Source organism: Streptomyces sp. MGP-BFMKR1 (assembly GCF_057766585.1).
Window position 1 is genome coordinate 1,432,120 of sequence record NZ_CM173408.1, and the last position, 17,207, is coordinate 1,449,326.

Consider the following 17,207-nt stretch of genomic DNA (forward strand, 5'->3'; position numbering starts at 1 on the left):
CCCTGCGTGTCGGAAGGTCGTCATCGGGAGCCGACCACTCCGGCCCACCGTCCGAGGGCCGCGGCGGGTCCGTCCACCCACTCGATGTCAGGGTGGTGGTGGGCCACTGCTTCGGCGCCGGCGAGCCAGGAGGAGACGACGGGGACCCAGTAGGTGTTGCCGCCCGAGGTACGGGTGCGCGCGTCGAGGTCGGAGCGGAGCCGGTGGGCGCCCTCCTGGTCGCCGGCGCGGACGCGCAGCAGGATCTCGGCCACGTCCGCGAGGTTGTGGCCGCCCCGGTAGCCGATCGAGTCCGCCAGGCGCCGCGTGTCCTCGACCGCCTGCCGGGCCGCGTCCTGGTCCCCGGTCACCGCCGCGACCACCGCCTCGGCCGAGCGGATCTTGACGAGCTCGACGGGGTTGGGCACGAGGTCGAGGAGCGCCCGGGCGTGGGCCGCCGCCTCGGCGACGGTGACCGTCTCCCCCGACCAGCAGGCCGTCTGGGCCAGGTTGGCCAGCGCCTTGGCCTCGGCAGCCGCCAGGCCGTGACCGCGAGCCAGCTCGATCGCCTCCCGATAGGCCGCCGTGGCCTCCGCGAAGCGGGCGTTCACCCGCCAGACGTGCCCGATCAGCCGCAGGCGCTCCCCCTCGTCCGCCGCGTCCCGGCTGCGCCGCTCCCGCAGTGTGGCCAGCGCGGTGGCGAACCGCCCGCCCAGGTAGTCGTAGTCACAGAGCCAGTAGCTGGCCGCGCCGTCGAACTCGCCGCCCAACAGGTCCCGGTAGATCGCCGCCGCGCCGGTGTAGTCGCCGTGGTTGCGCAGGGCGTGCGCGAGGTGGAGGCGTACGAGCTGCGCGGTCACGCTGGTCGGGGGCAGCGCGGCGGCGGCGTCGGTCAGCGCGTCGACGGCCGCCTGGGCTCGCCCGGTGCGCCGCAGTTGGACGCCGCGGATGGCCGCGCGGACGGCCGTGAACTCGGGCACCCCGGTGGCGGCGTCGGACAGGCCGGCCCCCACCTCCATCCACTGGCCGGCCACCACCAGGCGCTGGGTGGCGAGCGCCATCCAGTCGTCGAAGATGCCGTAGTCGGCCGCCAGCCTCAGCCCGGACTCCAGCGCCTGTGCCGTCGCGGCCCGGCTGGCGGTCGGCCCCACGCGCTCGCCGAGCCGACGCAACAGGCGGGCGGCCACCTCCTGCCGGTCGCGGTGTGACCACCCGTCGGCGAGCCCGCGGTCCGCCTCCTTGATGGCGGAGCGCAGGGCCAGGTGCAGGGAGTAGGGCAGTTCGTGGGCGTCGTCGTGGGTCAGGAACGGACGGCGCAGAAAGCGCGCCACGGAGCCGTCGGGGAGCGCGGGTTGCCCGGCCCGCAACAGGTCGGCGTCCACGCGGTCGATGAGCGCGGCCGTACGCACCAGGTGGCGCTCCTCAGGCGACAGGTCCCTGATCGAGCGGGCGGCGACGGCCGTGAAGGAGCCGCCGAAGTCCTGGACCGACGGCTGCCCACCGCGCGCCAGCAACTCGACGAAGTGCGACACGGACAGGTCCAGGTAGAGCGGCAGTCCCCCGCCGCCGGAGATGATGCGTTCGCGCACCGCGGCCGGCATCGCGGGCTCGCCGCCCCGGGTCAGCGCCTCCCGGAGGTAGCTGTCGGCGTCGGAGTCGGAGAGGTAGCCCACCAGGTGCTGGCGCGGCTCGGCCGAGTCGTTGTTGAAGTGCAACTGCGGCCAGCGCTCGGGGCCGGTGAAGTCCAGTTCGCCGCTCGTGTGCCCATCGGCCCAGTCGATCCGGTTCCGGCCGGTGAGCACGTAGAGCACGTTGGGCATCAGGTAGACGCAACGCTGCACGAACCGCTCCGCCGTGCGGTCGGGCCGGCCGCCCAGGACCTCGAACGTGTCGAGGAAGACGCACACCCGTGGTCGACGGCCCCGCCTCGGCTGTCGCTCCAGATCCCAGGCCAGGAGGTAGGGGAAGAACGACAGGGTCTCGTAGTCGGCGTCCGCTTCGACCAACTCCGCGAACAGCTCGCAGTCGGCCAGCAACCGCCCCTCCCGCACCCGGTCCCGGATGGCCCGGTAGGTGCCGAGCGCCGCGCGGTGGGCGAGCCCCGCCAGGCCGCCGACCTCGGAGGGGACGACCTGACTGATGCTCGCCGCCATCTGCTCGCTGAGCCCGACGTTGCGCGAGGCGCGGCGCACCGCCGGTGAGGCGTCCAGGAACTCCTGTAACGCCTCGCCGGGGTGGGCACGGGCCCAGTACGAGGCCAGCGCCAGGTCGAAGGCGGGCCAGCGGTCCCCCAGTTGACCGAGCCCCGCCCGCAGCCGCAGCAGCAGTGTCTCGATGTCGGTCGCGCCCTCCTCGGCGACGTCGACGCGTACGGACACGGCGTCGTCGTGTCCCTCGGCCTGGGCGTCGGCGAGGAAGCGTCGTTCCAGTTCGTGGGAGAGCGTCGTCTTGCCGATGCCCCCGACCCCGTAGAAGGTCAGCACGTTGCGACGCCCCTGGGCGCGGTCGACGACCGGTGAGATCGGCGCCTCGTCCAGCCGCCGGTGGAGGGCTTCCACCGACCGGCCGAAGGCGGTGACCTCGTTGGTTCTGTTGGTGAACACCTGCTGTGCGGCAACGGTGGACTCCATGCCGCTCATGAACGCGGCACGCAGGTTCACTCGGGCCATCCGCAGCCTCCTCAGGCAGCACCTCGGGGTCGCCTCGCAGGCGACCGTAGCGTGCGGTCGGTGATCGCGTAACGGGGCAAGTGCGCCACGGTGACGTCACTCCTCCCGGCGGGGAACGTACATGCGCAGCGCGTTGAACGTGTCCCGCAGGTCCTCGGGGAGTCGCGGCTCCGGGACGCGGGAGCTGTCTACTTGTTGGTGTCTCCAGCGCGTGAGGCCGAAGTCCCGCTTGAGTTGGGCACTGCCCACCAACTGGCACAGGAACAGCAGGTGGGGGTCGAGGGGGCCGCTTCCGTCGTACGCGGCACGGACCGCGTCGATCAGCGCGTCGCGTGCGCCGCGTTCGGGGTGGTACCGCTCCTTCCTGAACGACGCGGCGGGTCTGTGGTGCAGCAGGCCGCGTTCGGCGAGCGCGGCGCGGTGCAGGGACAGCGCCGCGCTGCCGCGGCGCCGGAGCCAACGGCGCGCGGTGACGGGCTGGGGCGCGGTGGCGGTGGCCTGTACGAGCTCGGCCAGGAGGGCGTCGGCCCAGTCGAGGCCGGTGGGCCCGGGGTCGAGCAGTTCCATCTCGCCCGGGCCTCGGTAGAACTCGATGCCGAGCTTCCGGGTCTTCCTGATACGAACCAGCAGGTTGCGGCGCAGCGCGAGTTCGCCGAGTTCGGCAGCCGCGCAGGCGGTCGCCGTCTGCTTCACATCGTGCACGCGACCGGATTCCAGGTGCGAGAGGAGGACGAACTCTTCGGGCAGGGTCAGGGGTTGCGGCGGTGAGCCAGCCATGGAACTCATCCTGACGCATCGCGCGCCGTCGCCTGTACGCGCCCCGTGCGCCCTCCCGGGGGCGGGGGCAGTGGCGGTGCCGGGCTAGTGGTGGAAGCGGGTGGTCTCGCTCAACTCCGCGCGCGGCACCGGGATGTTGCTCCACGGGGACGAGGTGTCGGCGTAACCGAAGGAGATGCCGTACATCAGCCTGCCCTCGTCGATGTCCAGCGAGGCGCGGATGGTGTCCGCGTAGAAGCCGAGCAGCCCCTGCGGGCAACTGGCCACGCCGTACGCGGTCATGGCCAGCAGCAGCGTCTGGGCGTACATGCCGACGTCGTTGGCCATGCGTTCCTCGGCACCCGGCGGCATGAAGAGCAGGGCGACGTGCGGGGCTCCGTAGAACCGCAGGCTCTCCCGGTTCACCGCCGCCCGCCCGGCCAGATCGTCCCGGGCGACGCCCATGGCCTGGTACATCACGGCGCCGGCCTGGCTGCGCCGCTCCTGGTGGACGCCGGTGTACATGGCGTCGTCGTACGCGAAGTCGAGGGAGAGCCGGCCCGCGTCGGCGGCGGCCAGCAGGTCGCGGCTGAGCCGCTCCCGCGCCGCCCCGCTGACGACCTCGACCTGCCAGGGCTGGGTGTTGGAACTGGAGGGCGCCGCGCCGGCCAGCGCGAAGACGCTCCGCAACGTCGCGTCGGGTACGGGGTCGGGCCGGTAGGCGCGCACGGCGCGGCGGGAGCGGATGAGGTGCTCGGCGTACTCCGGCCTGAGGTCGGTCATGGTCATGAGGGCACTCCTGGTGAGTGGGTGAGTGACTGACTCGGTGAGTGACGGACTCGGTGAGTGAGCGGCTGGGTGGCTGAGTGACTGGGTGGGTGGGGTGATAAACGCGCATATAACGCCGTGCAGTGGGCGCGCTGGACACCGGGTGCGCGGATACGGAGGGCGCGGATGAGCGGGCGCCGGGCGTGTGGCAGCGCGGGGCGGCGCCCGGCGGCTCAAGGCGCCCGGCGGCTCAAGGCGACGGGCGGGGTCGGTCAGGGTGAGGGGTTCGGCCTCGCGACAGCGGAGCCGCGGCTACTCCCGCAGGTGGGAGGCGATGACGCGGTCCGCGGCCTCGACCAGTGTCGCCCGGGAGCGCTCGACCGAGTGGAACTGGGCGGTGGCGCTGGCCCCCTCCATCAGGGTTTGGAGCGTGTACGCCAGGCCGTCCGGGTCGCCCACCGGCAGTCGCGCGACCAGCGCGGTCAGCCGGCGCAGGTACTCCGCCTTGAGCTCGTCGACGGCCTGCCGTACCGGGTGGTCCCGGTCGGGGAACTCGATCGCGGCGTTGGCGACGACGCAGCCGCGGTAGCCGGGCGTGCCCATCTCCCCCGCGACCCGGGCGATGACGTGCCGAAGCTGCGCCAGGTCGTCGTCGGGACAGGCCCGCTCCGCCGCCTCGAACGACGCCAGCCCGGCGACCGCCTGGGCCCGCAGGTAGGCGACGGCGAGGTCGTCCTTGGACCCGAAGTTGCGGTACAGGCTCGGTTTGCCGACGCCGGAGGTCGCCGCGATCTCGGCCACGCCGACCGAGCGGATGCCCTCGCGGGAGAACAGCTCGCAGGCGGCGCGCCAGACCCGCTCGCCCGCCGGAGAGCGGGTACCGCTGCCGTCGACCATCCGTGCGCCCCTTCCTCGCTGCGCGGGCCCGCTGTCGCGCCCCGCGCGGACGCGTGGCGACGGCGCGCCCGTTGAGCGCGCCCACCACGCGTACCGATCGGTACGCAGGCGACTGTACCGATCGGTACGCGGTGAGGTCAACTCGGCGTATCGGCGCCACCAGGCCGGCCGGGCGGCCACCGGGACCGGGCGCCCGCGTGCCCCGACTTCGGCGCTCAGGCCGGCCCCCGCGCCCCGTGCACCGGGCCCCGCGCACACCGGAGTCCGTACTCGAAGACCCGAAGGACCGGAGCCTCCAAGACCCGAAGGCCCGAAGGCCCGACGGCCGGAGCCCTGAGGACACCCGCGCATGAAAAATCCGCCCTGGCGCGCGGAGGGGGGGGTTCGAAACGCGCCAGGGCGGAACTGCCGTGCCCCGTGAGGGGGGAGCGGGGCTCGGCCGGGGGTTGTGGTCTGTGGTGCGGTCGCGGTGAGCGCCGCACGGGCGGGGAGAACGGGGAGGGTGGAGCGGTTCCGGAAGAAGGGACGAGGCGGTCGGTGCCGGGGGGAACACCGACCGCCTCGCACGGTCGGGGAGGCCGTGACGTGGCCCACATGCTGCCCGTGGGTTACCTCATTGTCTCGCTTCCGGTATTAAAAGACGTTGTGGTCGTTGAGTTCACGTCGGCCGCGGGGGAAGAGCACAGCCACCGCCCGCTCCAGGGCGGGTCGCACGAGCAAGGGGGGCGTCGATGACCAGAGTCCTGGTCGTGGACGACGATTTCATGGTCGCCAGACTGCACAGCCGCTGCGTCGCGGCCACGGAGGGGTTCACCGTGGCCGGAGTGGCCCACAGTGGCGCGGAGGCGTTGCGCGCCGCGGAGTTACTGCGGCCCGACCTCGTCCTGCTCGACGTCTACCTGCCGGACATGGACGGGCTCAGCGTGCTGCGCGAGTTGCGGGCGCGCGACCCGCGGCACCAGGTGGACGCGTTGTTCATCACGGCGGCGCGGGACGCGCACACCATCCGCACCGCCCTGCGCTCCGGGGCGCTCTACTACCTGATCAAGCCGTTCCACCAGAGCGCCCTGCAGGAGCAGTTGCGGCACATCGGCGCGCTGCGCAGCCGGTTGGCGGGTCTGGACGAGGCGAGCCAGGAGGACGTGGACCAGATCTTCGGCACCCGGCCGCCGGGTTCGCGGGAGTTGCCGAAGGGGCTCGCGCAGCACACGGCGGAGTTGGTGGAGCGGGTGTTGCGCGAGCATCCGCAGGGGCTGTCCGCCTCGGAGTGCGCGGCGGCCGGGACGCTGTCCCGGGTGAGCGCGCGCCGCTACCTGGAGTACTTCGCGGAGACGGGGCGGGCCGACGTCACGTTGCGCTACGGGGGGACGGGGCGGCCCGAGCGGCGCTACCGGTGGGTGGCCTGAGCGTCCGCCCAGCCACGCGGGGGGAGCGACGCGGGCCGCGCCGCTCCCCCCGCCGCCGTGGCCCAGGCGGCTCCCCCGCCGCCGTGGCACGGGCCGCGTGCCGGCCGCCACGGCCCGCTGGACGCCGCCGCGGCCGGCCAGGGCCCCCCGGGACCGGCCGGGGCGTGGCGGGCCGCTAGGCGGCCAGCAGCGCGTCGAAGCCGCCCGCGCGGGCCAGCTCCTCCAACGCGTCCAGGGCGGCCCGGGCTTGGCCCGCCGCGTGCGGGTCGCGTTCGGTCAGGCCGCTCTCGGCGAACTCGTCCTCGTCCAGGCGGAGCACCGTGCCGCCGTCGGCCGAGCGCCACAGGTCCAGGTCGAGGTCGTCGACCACGAGCGTGTCGCCCTCGACCCGGGTCGGCCGCGTGACGTCGCAGTACCAGCCCTTGAGCTCGCCACTCGCGGCGCGGACCTCCTTGACGGCGAACCAGCGGTCGCGCCAGTAGTGCTCGGTGAACACGTCGCCGGGCTCGAAGCGGACGAAGCCGAAGTCCCGAACGCCCGCGCCGGCCCACAGCGCACGCACGACGACGTGCTCGCCGTCGTCGCCCAGCACCTCGGCCGGGTAACTGACCTTGGTTCGCTCCCCCTTGACCAGCCTGACCGTCACCGTGCCACCCGGAAGCAGGGTGTGTGCCATGTGCGTCCTCTCTCGCGTACGAACCGTGCGCCGGCGCTCGCGCCCGGGTACGCCGATGTCCGCCCCGCGCCCCGGCGGGGCAGGCTGGCGCCCGGCCGGGCCGTGCGGCGGCCGGCGCTCGACCCTGCCCCATCGCCGGGCGCGCGGACCACCCGTTTTCCCGGCCGGGCCGCGGGCCGGGCCGCCGGTCAGTACGGGGCGCTGCCCAGGTAGTGGAAGACGGGCCGGGGGTGCATCAGGAAGTCGTGGTGGGAGATGTTCCACGCGTACGCGCCGGCGAGCGCGAACACGACGCGGTCGGCGGCGCGCAGTCGCTCCGTCGGGACCCGCGTGGCCAGCACGTCCTTGGGGGTGCACAACTGGCCGGTGAGGGTGACCGGCTCGCCCGTCGCGGCCGGCCGCGGCCAGGGGCGGGGCCACTCGTCCACGGGCAGCACGGCGAACGGCTGGTCGTGGCCCTTGGTCGCGGGGGTGCGCAGGTGGTGCGTGCCGCCGCGGAGCACCGCGAACGCCTCCCCCTGGCTGTGCTTGACGTCGAGCACCTCGGTCACGTACCAGCCGCAGTACGCGGCCAGCGCCCGGCCAGGCTCGATGCGCAGGGTGAACTCCGGGTAACGGGCCGCCAGTTCGCCGAGCCCGGTGCCGTAGGCGGCCCAGTCGAAGCGTTCGCCCGGGCGCCCGTAGTCGACGGCCATGCCGCCGCCGACGTTGACCTCGGTGAGCTGCGCGGCGAACCAGGGGCCGGCCTCGGTGGCCAGGGTGCGGGCGAAGCGCACGATCCGGTCGGCCACGGCGAGCTGGGCCCGCGCGTCGAGCCCGCTGGCCAGGTGGGCGTGGATGCCGCGCAGCCGCAGGCCCGCCCGGGTGGCCGCACCCTCCTCGGCGAAGGCCGGCAGCAGCCGCCTGAGCTGGTCCGGGTCGAGGCCGAAGGGGCTGGGCAGGCCGCCCATGGCCAGCGCCGGCCGGGCGCTGGCGCCCGGGCCGGACTCGGGGGCCACCCGCTGGGTCGGGACGTGTTCGCTGTCGGCCTCGCGCGGGCCGCCGTGGCCCCCCACGGGAGGACCGGCGCCCGGCTCGGCCGGCAGGTTGACCCGCAGCAGGACGCCGACCGGGCGCGCGTCCGCGTCGGGGCGGGCCGCCACCAGGCCGATCAGCAGCCGCAGTTCGTGCTCGCTCTCCACGTGGAAGCGCTGCACCCCGAGGTCGAGGGCGCGGCGCAGCTCCGCCTCGGTCTTGCCCGGGCCGCCGAAGGCCAGCGGCGCGCCGGGCACGGCGGACCCGACGTGGGCCAGCTCCCCGCCGGAGGCCACCTCGTAGCCGGTGACGTGGGTGGCGATGGCGCGCAGGATCTCGGCGGCGGGGTTGGCCTTGGCCGCGTAGTACAGCTCCACGGCGGGCGGCAGCGCGCTGCGGACGGCCGCGACGTGTGCCTCGAGTCCGTCCAGGTCGTACACGTAGGCGGGCAGGTCGTCCGGCGGCAGGCCGCGTACGTGGGTCAGCGCGCGCGGGCTGACCAGTTCGTGGGCGGCGGCGGCCGGGTTGAGGAGCGGTGCGGTGGGCGCGTCGGGGCGGCAACCGGGGTCGGGACTGGGGTTGGGGTCGGGGTCGGGGCTGGTCGAGCGGGGACGGTACGGGTAGGTCATGCGGGACTCCAGGGGAGGGTGGCGGCGGCCTCGCGGGCGGCCTCGGACAACAGCGCGGAGCCGAGCGGTGAACCGATGCGAACGTACCCGGCCTCCCGGTCGGCCTTGCGGCCCCACCGCGTCAGCAGGTTGGCCTTGGCGGGCAGCGGGGCCCCGTCGGCCAGGGCGCGCAGGGGCGCCGGCTCACCGTGCGCGGCGGAGCGCTCCAGGAGGACCTGGCGCACGGCCCGCCACAGCGCGGGTTCGAGTGTGGGGTGGAGGTCGGCGAGCGCGGCGAGCAACTCCGCGACGTGGTTGACCAGCAGGCAGTAGACCACCCGGTCCCAGCCGCGGGGGGCGTCGTAGGTCATGGGCCCGGCGACGTCGGCCGGCAGCGCCGCTAGGGTGCCCGCGTGCCGCGCGGCCAGCAGCTTGGTGCCCTCCAGGTCGCGGAAGAGCACCTGGCGCGGCCAGTTGTCACCGTCCACGCCGACGACCACGTTCTGTAGGTGCGGTTCGAGTACCACCCCGTGGTCGAAGTACGCCGCGAGTACGGGCGGCACGAGGAGCCGCAGGTACGCCTCCCACCAGGCGAGCGCCGTCTCCGGCCCGGCGCCCGCGGGGTGCGCGGCCAGCAGGTGGCCGATCTGGGCGCCTCCGGTGGGGTACTCGTCGGCGATGGCGGCGGCCAGCAGCCCGGTCACGCCGGGCGCCAGCCGGTCGGTCAGGCCCTCGCGGACGATGACGCCGAACCCCTCGGCCAGTTCGCGGTCGGCGCCGGGGTCGCCGGTGCGCAGCGCGAGCGTGCGGTAGGCGGGCTCGCGCAGCAGCTCGCAGCCGGGGAAGCGGGCGCTGAGGTCGCGGGCGACCGGCTCCAGCAGCTCGGTGAGGGCCACCGCGCCCGCCAGCTCGTACTCGGCGTTCTTCCGCAGGCAGTTGGTGATCCGCACGTTGAGGCTGAACTTCAGGAACACCCGCCCGTCGTAGAGGGTGCGCACCGACGCGGTCGGCGTGAACCACGGTCCGCCGGGGCCCAGGTCCCGGACGTCGCCGCGGGCGATGGCGGCCCGCAGCGCGGGGTGGTCGCGCAGCATGGCGTACTGCCAGGGGTGCGCCGGCAGGGGCAGGTAGCCGTCGGGGACCGGGCGCTGTCGGTCGAGGGCGGCCAACGCGTCCTCGGACACCGCCTCCTGCCGCACCCGGTCGGCGCGCACGGCGAGGTGGTGCAGCGGGAAGCGGGCGCCGGTCTCGGGCGCGTACCGGCGCCAGCCGTCGGCGCTGCCGGAGCGGGCCTTGGGCGTGGGGTGGAACCGGTGGCCGAACAGCAGCGACTGCTCGGACGCGAGGTAGGTCAGGTTCCGGTCGCGGCGCGCGCCCCGCCCGTACGGGAGCGGCCCGGCGGCCCGCCCCGGCCCGGCCGGCGGGCGCGGCGGGCTCTCGTGCCGTACGGGCTCGGGCGGGCCCCCGGACGGCGTGCCGGGAGTGGGCCGCCCGGCCGAGGCGGGTGGGTCCTGGGCGGGGACGCGGCCCGGCGTGCCGGTGGCCGGGGCGGGTGGAGTGCTCGGGTGGTCGGCGCCGGTGGGTGGGGTGGGGAGCGCGGCGCGGTCCGGGTCGGCGGTCGTGTGTCGCAGCGCGGCGGTGATGCCGGCGTGGCTGAGGCCGACCTGCTCGATGAACTCGTCGTTGGCCACCCCGGTGCGCAGCCGCAGCTCCCGGTCCACGCGGGCGGCGAGGCCGCGCCAGGACAGTTCGGCCCAGGCGTCGCCGCGGCGCTCGGCCACGGGACCGGTGAAGCGGTGCGCGCCGATCAGCGAGGTGCGGCGCAGTCGGACGCGCAGCAGGACGCCGCTGCGCGGCATGCGGAGCTGTAAGTGCCCCTCGCTGACCGCGGTGTGGCGCTCCGGGCCCGACATCTCGCGCAGCAGGCAGTTGAGCAGGGTGTGGGCCACCACCTCGTCGGCCGAGACGAGGGCCGGGGCGGCGAGGCGGGGCAGGGTGGATGACATTCAGCGGCTCCAGCGTGAGGGACGCAGCAGGTAGTTGGGGCCGCTGACGTAGTGCTTGTTCACGTCGGCGGCCCCCGAACGCTCCTTGGCGAGCAGCGTGCCCGCGGTCACCATCGCCTTGACCGGCAGCCGGTCGGCGTTGAGCACCCGGGCGCGGAGCACGGCATCGGGCGCCGCGAGCGCGGCCGGGCCGGTGGCGGGCGCGGGGGCGGCGGCCGGGCCCAGTTGGTCGATCGCCTCCGTGAGGCGGTCGACCAGCAGGTCGATGAGGGTGCCCAGCGGGGCGCGGCCGGCGCGGGCCAGCTCGAAGGCGAGGGCCCCGGCGCACAGGTGCACCGCGATGGTGGTGAACACGTCGGCGACGGGCCCGTCTCCGTCGACCAGGATGCGCGGGTCGTCGAAGCCGAGCGACTGCGAGGCGACGGCTCCGCTCGGGGCGCCGGTGGTGGGGGCGTCGGTGGCGGAAGGGGTGGGGGCGGTGGTGGCGAGGCGGGCCGCGAGCCGGGCCCGGTGCACCCGGGGCCCGTCGTGGTCCTTGACGAGCAGCCGCAGCCGGGTGCGCCCCGCCGCCTCGTCCAGCACCAGCGAGGTGTTCTGCTGGTGGGCTTCGAGCCCCACACCGTAGCCGAAGCACGTGACGTGCCAGTCGAGGAGCAGCCGGAAGTACGCGTCGACGAAGGCCAGCAGGTCGCCCCCGTAGAAGCGGTCGGCGAGCGCGTCGGCGACGAGCGAGCCGTCCGGGCCACGGGCGGCCAGCGCCGCCAGCGGCACCACCTGCGCCCGGTCGAGCCCGGCCGGGTAGCGGCGTACCAGGGCGGCGAGCAGCTCGTGCCCGGCGTGCAGGTAGGTGTGTTCGTCGGCGAGCAGGACGGTGTCCGCGAACCGGGGCTCGCGGGCGAGCAGCGTCGCCGTCAGCCGCTGGCCCGCGGCCCCGTCGGTGAGCGTGCCGGGCTTGATGGTGCGCCGGTTGCGGCGCCCGAGGGTCGCCGTGGTCAGCGGCAGCTTGAGGTGGACGGTGGGGTCGTCGACGACGGCGACGGTCCGCATGGACAGCGTCGGCCGCACCGTCAGCCACGCCCGGGGCGCGAGACGCGCCCGACCGGCGAGGCCGGCCTCGCGGAGCGCGGCGGTGAGCGGCGGGCCCACGGTGAGCGGGTGGACCGGCAGGGCCATGTGGTCGCCGTCGGCTCCGGGGTGGCCGAGCGCGCTGGGCGCGGGCCACCAGGCGGGCAGCGGGCCGCTGCCCGCGCGCACCGCCGCGCGCGCCACGACCACCCAGCGCAGCGCGAACGCGGGGTGGAACTCCGGCGCGTGCGCGCGCAGCCCGGCCACCTCCAGGCCGGGCCTGGCGCGCGCGGTGGGGTAGACCGGGTGGTCGCGGTGGGCGGCGAGCGTGTCGTACGCGAGGGAGCCGGCCAGGCCCCGCCAGTGCCGGGCCGGCCGTGGCCCGTACCGCGCGGCCAACTGGCGCAGCACGTCGGGGCGGGCCGCGGCGTGCAGGCGAAGGGTGGCCGCCTCCTGCTCGCACTCGGCGACGAAGGCGTCGAACCCGGGCCGGTCCACGGGCTCGACCGCGGCCCGCAGCCGGCCGAGTACGGGTCCCAGCCCGGCCAGCGTGCCGTGCTCGGCCTCCAGGACGGGGCGCCTGGCACGCACCTCGCACTGGAAGCCGTCGGCCTCGACGGGCAGCGACACCGGGCCGTCCGGCAGGGCGAGGCGCAGCCAGTCGCCGTCGGCGCGGCGCTCCGGGCTGGCGCCGGTGCGCAGCCCGTAGGCGTCCTCCCGGAGCAGCGTGCTGAGCACCCGCAGCAACAGGTCGCCCGCGAGCGCGTCGTGCGGCCCGCCGGCCGCCTCCCCGGCCCCGTCCGGGCCGGGGAGGCGGCTCCGCGCCCCGTCCGGCTCCGCCGGGGACGCCACGCTCGCCGGCTCGCTCGGTCTGCCGGGGCTGCCCGGTCCGCGCGGCGCGGCGCGGTTCACGGCCGGATCTCCCAGGTGTGGGCGGCCAGGAAGCGCGCCACGGCCTCGTCGACGGCCCGCTGGCCGGTGCCGGTGGCGCACAGTACGCCGAGGAAGTCGCGGTTGGTGTGGTGCAGCGGCCGGTGGGTGCCGATCTCGCGCAGCGGGCGGTAGTCGAGGCGTACGCCGTCGTGGACGGTCTCGCTCGGGCCCGGCGCGGCGGTCAGCGTGCCGGCGCGGTCGGCGATCACGTACTCCATCCGCATCCGGCCGGCGTGGTCGGGGACCAGCGACGGGGGCAGGGGCTGGCCGGCGTGGGTGCGCAGGACGTGCGCGAAGAGCGGGATGCCGAGGACGTCGGCCAGGGCCAGGTCGCAGCGGTCGCCGATGGCCCGGTAGTTGACCTCGATGATCCTGGCACGGTCGCCCTGCACCACGTACTCGGTGTGGCAGGCGCCGAACCCGACTCCCAGCGCGCGCAGTTGGGCCAGCACCTGGTCGGCGTGCGGGGCGGGGCCCGGCAGCAGGCGCAGCCGCTCCTCGACGAAGTGCGGCGGCGGGGACAGTTCGGTGGCGAAGGCGGCGACGGGGTGCAGGGAGGTGCCGTCGCCCAGGGTCTCCAGCGTGTGCAGCGGCCCGGCCAGGAACTCCTCGACCACCAGGGCGGCGCCGGGCCGCCGGGCCGCTATCTCGCGACAGCGGGCCAGGAGTTCGGCCTCGTCCGCCACGAGGGCGACGTCCTCGCTCGCGACGCCCTCGCGCGGCTTGACCACGCAGGGGTAGGGCGGGTCGGCCCGCCGCACCGCGCGCGCCAGGCGTTCGGGGTCGGCCGGGGGCGGCTCCGGGTGGAGTTCGGCGGAGAAGACGACGTCCTGCCCGGCCTCGGCGAGCGCGCGCCGTAGTTGGGCCTTGTTCTTGGTACGCAGCGCCGCGCGCCAGTCCTTGCCCGGCAGCCCGAAGAAGTCGGCGGCCAGCGCGGTCTGCGCCTGGAGGTGGTCGCTGTTGCTGAACACCGCGTCGGGCCGGCCGGTGGCCGCGATGGCGGCGATGACCGCGCGGAAGTCCGTGACGTCGCAGGCGAGGTACGTCAGCTCGGGCAGCGTGCCGCCCGTGGCGGCGTACCGGCCGTAGGCGCGCTCGTGGGCGGCCGGCTGGTCGGTGAGGACGGTGACGGCGCAGCCGAGCCGGGCGGCGGCGGGGAGGAAGCCCTCCGTGACGGAGTCGGTGGGGTTGACGGCAAGGAGGTGGAGCCGCACGGGCGGGGGGAGCCTTTCAGCGCAGGGGCGAACCCTTCGGGCGGGACAGCGAGGAGATCATTTCGCTCGACCAGACAGTAGGTTAGGTTTACCTAAGCCTGTCAATTCGGCACCTTCCGCCGTCAGGTGCCCCATCGGCCACCCTCCGCCGGCGGCGTGCGCACCGGTCGTCGCACGCCCCGCGCGACGCCCGCGCCGCCGGTCGCCCCTCGCCCCACCGCGACCCCCTCATCGCCAGCTCCCCCTTCGCCGCGCCCCCACGCCCCGCACCACGCACGGGCGCCCGTCCCCGCCGGGGGCGCCGGCTCCCGCCGGGGCGCCCGGCCGGGCCGGCACCACTGACGGTAGTCGCCCCGATCGAGTGGCACCCCCGCCCGTGGGAGCGTTCCCCCTGACGGGTCACGCACGGCGACGACGTTCGGCCACGCGGCGCGGGAGGGGCCGCGGGCGCGGTGGGAGGCGGCAAGCGGGCCAGGAGAGTTCGGGGACGCGGGCTACGGAGGGGGCGACGAGGGCCGCCGGGCGTGGGGTTGGCCCGGGCACATGCTGGAGCTGCCCGGTGGCCGGGTCTCGGCGCGGGGGGCGGGTGCGCTAGCCGCGGCCCGCCGCGCGGCGGGCGGCGAGGCGCGCCGCGGGGTCCTGGGCGCGGAGGGTGGCGAGTTCGGCGCCGAGGATCGCGCCGAGGCGGGCCAGGAACGCGTGCGGCGCGTCGGCCGCGTCCGCCTCCGGGCCGGGCCCCCGCGCCACCGCCGGGCCGGCGCCGTCCGACGGCCGCTGCTGGGCCTCTTCCCGCTCCCGCTCCCGCGCTCGCGGGGCCTCCTCCACGATCCGGTCCACGATGCCCGCCGCGAGCAGGTCGGCCGAGCGCACGCCCTGGCGGGCGGCCACCTCGTCGGCCCGCTCCGTGGTCCGGTACAGGATGGCCGACGCGCCCTCCGGCGGCAGCGGCGACAGCCACGCGTGCCGGGCCGCCAGCACCCGGTCGGCGGGCAGCAGGGCCAACGCGCCGCCGCCGGCGCCCTGGCCGAGCAGCAGGCACAGCGTCGGCGCGGGGAGCGTCACCAGGTCGGCCAGGCACCGGGCGATCTCCCCCGCCAGGCCGCCCTCCTCCGCGGCCTGGCTCAGCGCGGCCCCCGCCGTGTCCACGACGGTCAGCAGCGGCAGGCCCAACTCGGCGGCGACGCGCATGCCGCGCCGCGCCGTACGCAGCCCGGCCGGGCCGAGCGGCTGCCCGACGCCGGCCTCGGGGCGGGCGGCGTCGGGGTCGTTGTCGGGGTCGGGGTGGCCCCGGTCGTGGCCGAGGACGACGCACGGCGTGCCGCCCACCCGGGCCAGCGCGAGGAGCATGCCCGGATCGTGCTCCCCGGCGCCGGTGCCGCTCAACGGCGTGACGTCATCGGCAGCGACCCGCAACAACGCCCGCACGCCGGGGCGTTCCGGACGGCGCGAGCGCCGGATCGACTCGGCGGCCTCGGGCACCGCACCGTCGCCGGGCGTCCCGTCGCGCCCCGGCGCGTCGGCCGGCGCGTCGACCGGGGCCTCGGCGGCGGGTCCGGCGGCCGGCCCTTCCACGGCGTCGCCGGCCCGGCCGGCAGTCGGAGCGGTGGCCCGGCCGGCGCCGTGCAGGACGCGCAGGGCGCGCGCCGCGGCGTCGGGCAGTTCGGCCGTCGGCAGCACCGCGTCCACCAGGCCGTGGGCGTACAGGTGCTCGGCGACCTGTACGCCCTCGGGGAACCGCTCGCCGTAGAGCGCCTCGTGCACCCGGGGCCCCAGGAAGCCGATGAGCGCGCCCGGTTCGGCGGTGGTGACGTGGCCGAGCGAGCCCCAGGACGCGAAGACGCCGCCGGTGGTGGGGTGGCGCAGGTGGACGAGGTAGGGCAGGCCGGCCGCCTTGTGGGCCGCGATGGCCGCCGTGACCTTCACCATCTGCACGAAGGCGACGGTGCCCTCCTGCATCCGGGTCCCACCGGACGCGGGCGCGGCCAGCAGCGGCAGCCGCTCCGCGGTGGCCCGCCGCACGGCCCGTACCAGCCGCTCCCCCGCCGCGACCCCGATCGACCCGGCCAGGAAGCCGAACTCGCAGGCGACGACGGCCACCCGCGCCCCGTCGAGCAGGCCGCTCCCGGTGATGACGGACTCGTCGAGCCCCGTGCGCTCGCGGGCGCGCGCCAGGTCGGCGCGGTACTCCGGGTCGGCGGTGGACACCGTGACCGGCTCGTCCCAGCAGCGCCAGCTCCCGGGGGCGACGACGGTCTCGATCAGTTCGCGCGCGGTCGGACGGGAGTGCGTTCCGGTCATGAGCACACCATGCCACGTCCGGGTTCCGCCGCGCTGCCGCTTGCCGCGCCCCAGGTCAGCGCCCTGGCCCGGGCCCCGCCCCGGCCTGTCCGACGGGTGTGCGGGCCTGGGCTCGTTCGGAGAAAGTCCGGAAGGCGAACTTGACTTCAGGTTCGGTTGAAGTTGCATCGTTTTTCTGATGGTGCTGATCGCACCCGTGGAACGGCGCCGTCGGCCGAGCGGAGGGGGTTTCCGGTGAGGGTGGAAGTCTGGGTGGACGTGCTCTGCCCCTGGGGTTACATCGGCAAGCGGCGACTGGAGCGGGCACTGGCCCGGTTCGACGGACGGGCCGAGGTGGAGATCGTGTGGCGGAGCCTGGAGCTCGATCCCGGCAGCCCGCGGACCACGAGCGGGCCCATCGCGGACCTGCTCGTGGAGTACGGCGTGTACGAGAGCCGGCGGGCGGCGCTCCGGCAGTTCGAGATGATCACGTATCTGGGGCAGCAGGAGGGGCTGGAGCTGCGTCCCGCCAGTACGGTGCCGGCGAACTCCTTCGACGCGCACCGGCTGCTGCACCTGGCCGCCGAGCGCGGGCAGGCCGACGCCATGATCGAGCGGTTGCTGCGCGGCTGTCTGACCGAGAACGTGGACGTGGCCGACCACGCCGCGCTGGTGTCGCTGGGCCGCGAGGTGGGGCTCGACCACGCGGAGATGTGGGCGGTCCTGGACAGCGACGCGTACGCGGGAAGCGTGCTGGCCGACCGCGACCTGGCGCGGGAGCGCGGCCTGCGGGGCTCGCCGACGTTCGTGGTCGGCGGGCAGGCCGCGCCGCTGGGCGCGCCGTCGGTGGACACGCTCCTTGAGCTGCTGGGGCAGCCGGTGGGGTGACCCGCGGGGGCGCCCGGGGCCGGGCCGCTGCGGAGGCGGCCCGGCCCGGGG

General features: G+C 75.8%; 12 protein-coding genes. 2 read left to right on the forward strand and 10 right to left on the reverse strand.

Annotation, left to right across the window (positions count from 1 at the left end):
* Positions 1-20: 20 nt before the first annotated feature.
* The 4 genes from AC3CHW_RS05475 to AC3CHW_RS05490 form a co-directional block, all read right to left on the reverse strand.
* On the reverse strand, positions 21-2,648 hold the full coding sequence (locus tag AC3CHW_RS05475) for a hypothetical protein (RefSeq protein ID WP_488469737.1): 2,628 nt from the start codon (positions 2,646-2,648) through the stop codon (positions 21-23).
* A gap of 96 nt (positions 2,649-2,744) precedes the next feature.
* A complete protein-coding gene (locus AC3CHW_RS05480) occupies positions 2,745-3,425 on the reverse strand; it encodes a GOLPH3/VPS74 family protein (RefSeq protein ID WP_488469738.1) in 681 nt (226 codons plus the stop codon).
* Between the two features lie 84 nt (positions 3,426-3,509).
* Complete coding sequence (locus AC3CHW_RS05485) at positions 3,510-4,193, reverse strand: nitroreductase (RefSeq protein ID WP_488469739.1); 684 nt, start codon at positions 4,191-4,193, stop codon at positions 3,510-3,512.
* 291 nt (positions 4,194-4,484) lie between these two features.
* The gene (locus tag AC3CHW_RS05490; RefSeq protein ID WP_488469740.1) at positions 4,485-5,069 is read right to left on the reverse strand and encodes a TetR/AcrR family transcriptional regulator; all 585 of its coding nucleotides are present in this window, start codon (positions 5,067-5,069) and stop codon (positions 4,485-4,487) included.
* Between the two features lie 731 nt (positions 5,070-5,800).
* On the opposite strand from AC3CHW_RS05490, the gene AC3CHW_RS05495 reads away from it, so the two are divergent.
* Positions 5,801-6,475, forward strand: coding sequence for a response regulator (locus AC3CHW_RS05495; RefSeq protein WP_176164787.1), 675 nt, complete (start codon positions 5,801-5,803; stop codon positions 6,473-6,475).
* Positions 6,476-6,650: 175 nt separating this feature from the next.
* Here AC3CHW_RS05495 and AC3CHW_RS05500 read toward each other — a convergent pair whose 3' ends face one another.
* The 6 genes from AC3CHW_RS05500 to AC3CHW_RS05525 form a co-directional block, all read right to left on the reverse strand.
* Positions 6,651-7,151 carry a ribonuclease FAU-1 family protein gene (locus AC3CHW_RS05500; RefSeq protein ID WP_488469741.1) on the reverse strand — a complete coding sequence of 167 codons (501 nt, stop codon included), beginning with the start codon at positions 7,149-7,151 and terminating at the stop codon, positions 6,651-6,653.
* A gap of 188 nt (positions 7,152-7,339) precedes the next feature.
* Positions 7,340-8,794: a type III PLP-dependent enzyme gene (locus AC3CHW_RS05505; RefSeq protein WP_488469742.1), complete on the reverse strand. Its 1,455-nt coding sequence runs from the start codon at positions 8,792-8,794 to the stop codon at positions 7,340-7,342.
* Positions 8,791-10,632, reverse strand: coding sequence for an IucA/IucC family protein (locus AC3CHW_RS05510; RefSeq protein ID WP_488470970.1), 1,842 nt, complete (start codon positions 10,630-10,632; stop codon positions 8,791-8,793). Before AC3CHW_RS05510 ends, AC3CHW_RS05505 begins: the two co-directional genes overlap by 4 nt.
* 147 nt (positions 10,633-10,779) lie before the next feature.
* Positions 10,780-12,696: an IucA/IucC family protein gene (locus AC3CHW_RS05515; RefSeq protein WP_488470971.1), complete on the reverse strand. Its 1,917-nt coding sequence runs from the start codon at positions 12,694-12,696 to the stop codon at positions 10,780-10,782.
* 56 nt (positions 12,697-12,752) lie between these two features.
* The gene (locus AC3CHW_RS05520) at positions 12,753-13,991 is read right to left on the reverse strand and encodes an ATP-grasp domain-containing protein (protein WP_488469743.1); all 1,239 of its coding nucleotides are present in this window, start codon (positions 13,989-13,991) and stop codon (positions 12,753-12,755) included.
* A 591-nt stretch (positions 13,992-14,582) separates the two neighbouring features.
* A complete protein-coding gene (locus AC3CHW_RS05525) occupies positions 14,583-16,289 on the reverse strand; it encodes a carboxyl transferase domain-containing protein (protein WP_488469744.1) in 1,707 nt (568 codons plus the stop codon).
* A gap of 234 nt (positions 16,290-16,523) precedes the next feature.
* Here AC3CHW_RS05525 and AC3CHW_RS05530 point away from each other — a divergent pair, with 234 nt between their 5' ends.
* Positions 16,524-17,156 carry a DsbA family oxidoreductase gene (locus AC3CHW_RS05530; protein ID WP_176164782.1) on the forward strand — a complete coding sequence of 211 codons (633 nt, stop codon included), beginning with the start codon at positions 16,524-16,526 and terminating at the stop codon, positions 17,154-17,156.
* Positions 17,157-17,207 lie beyond the last annotated feature (51 nt).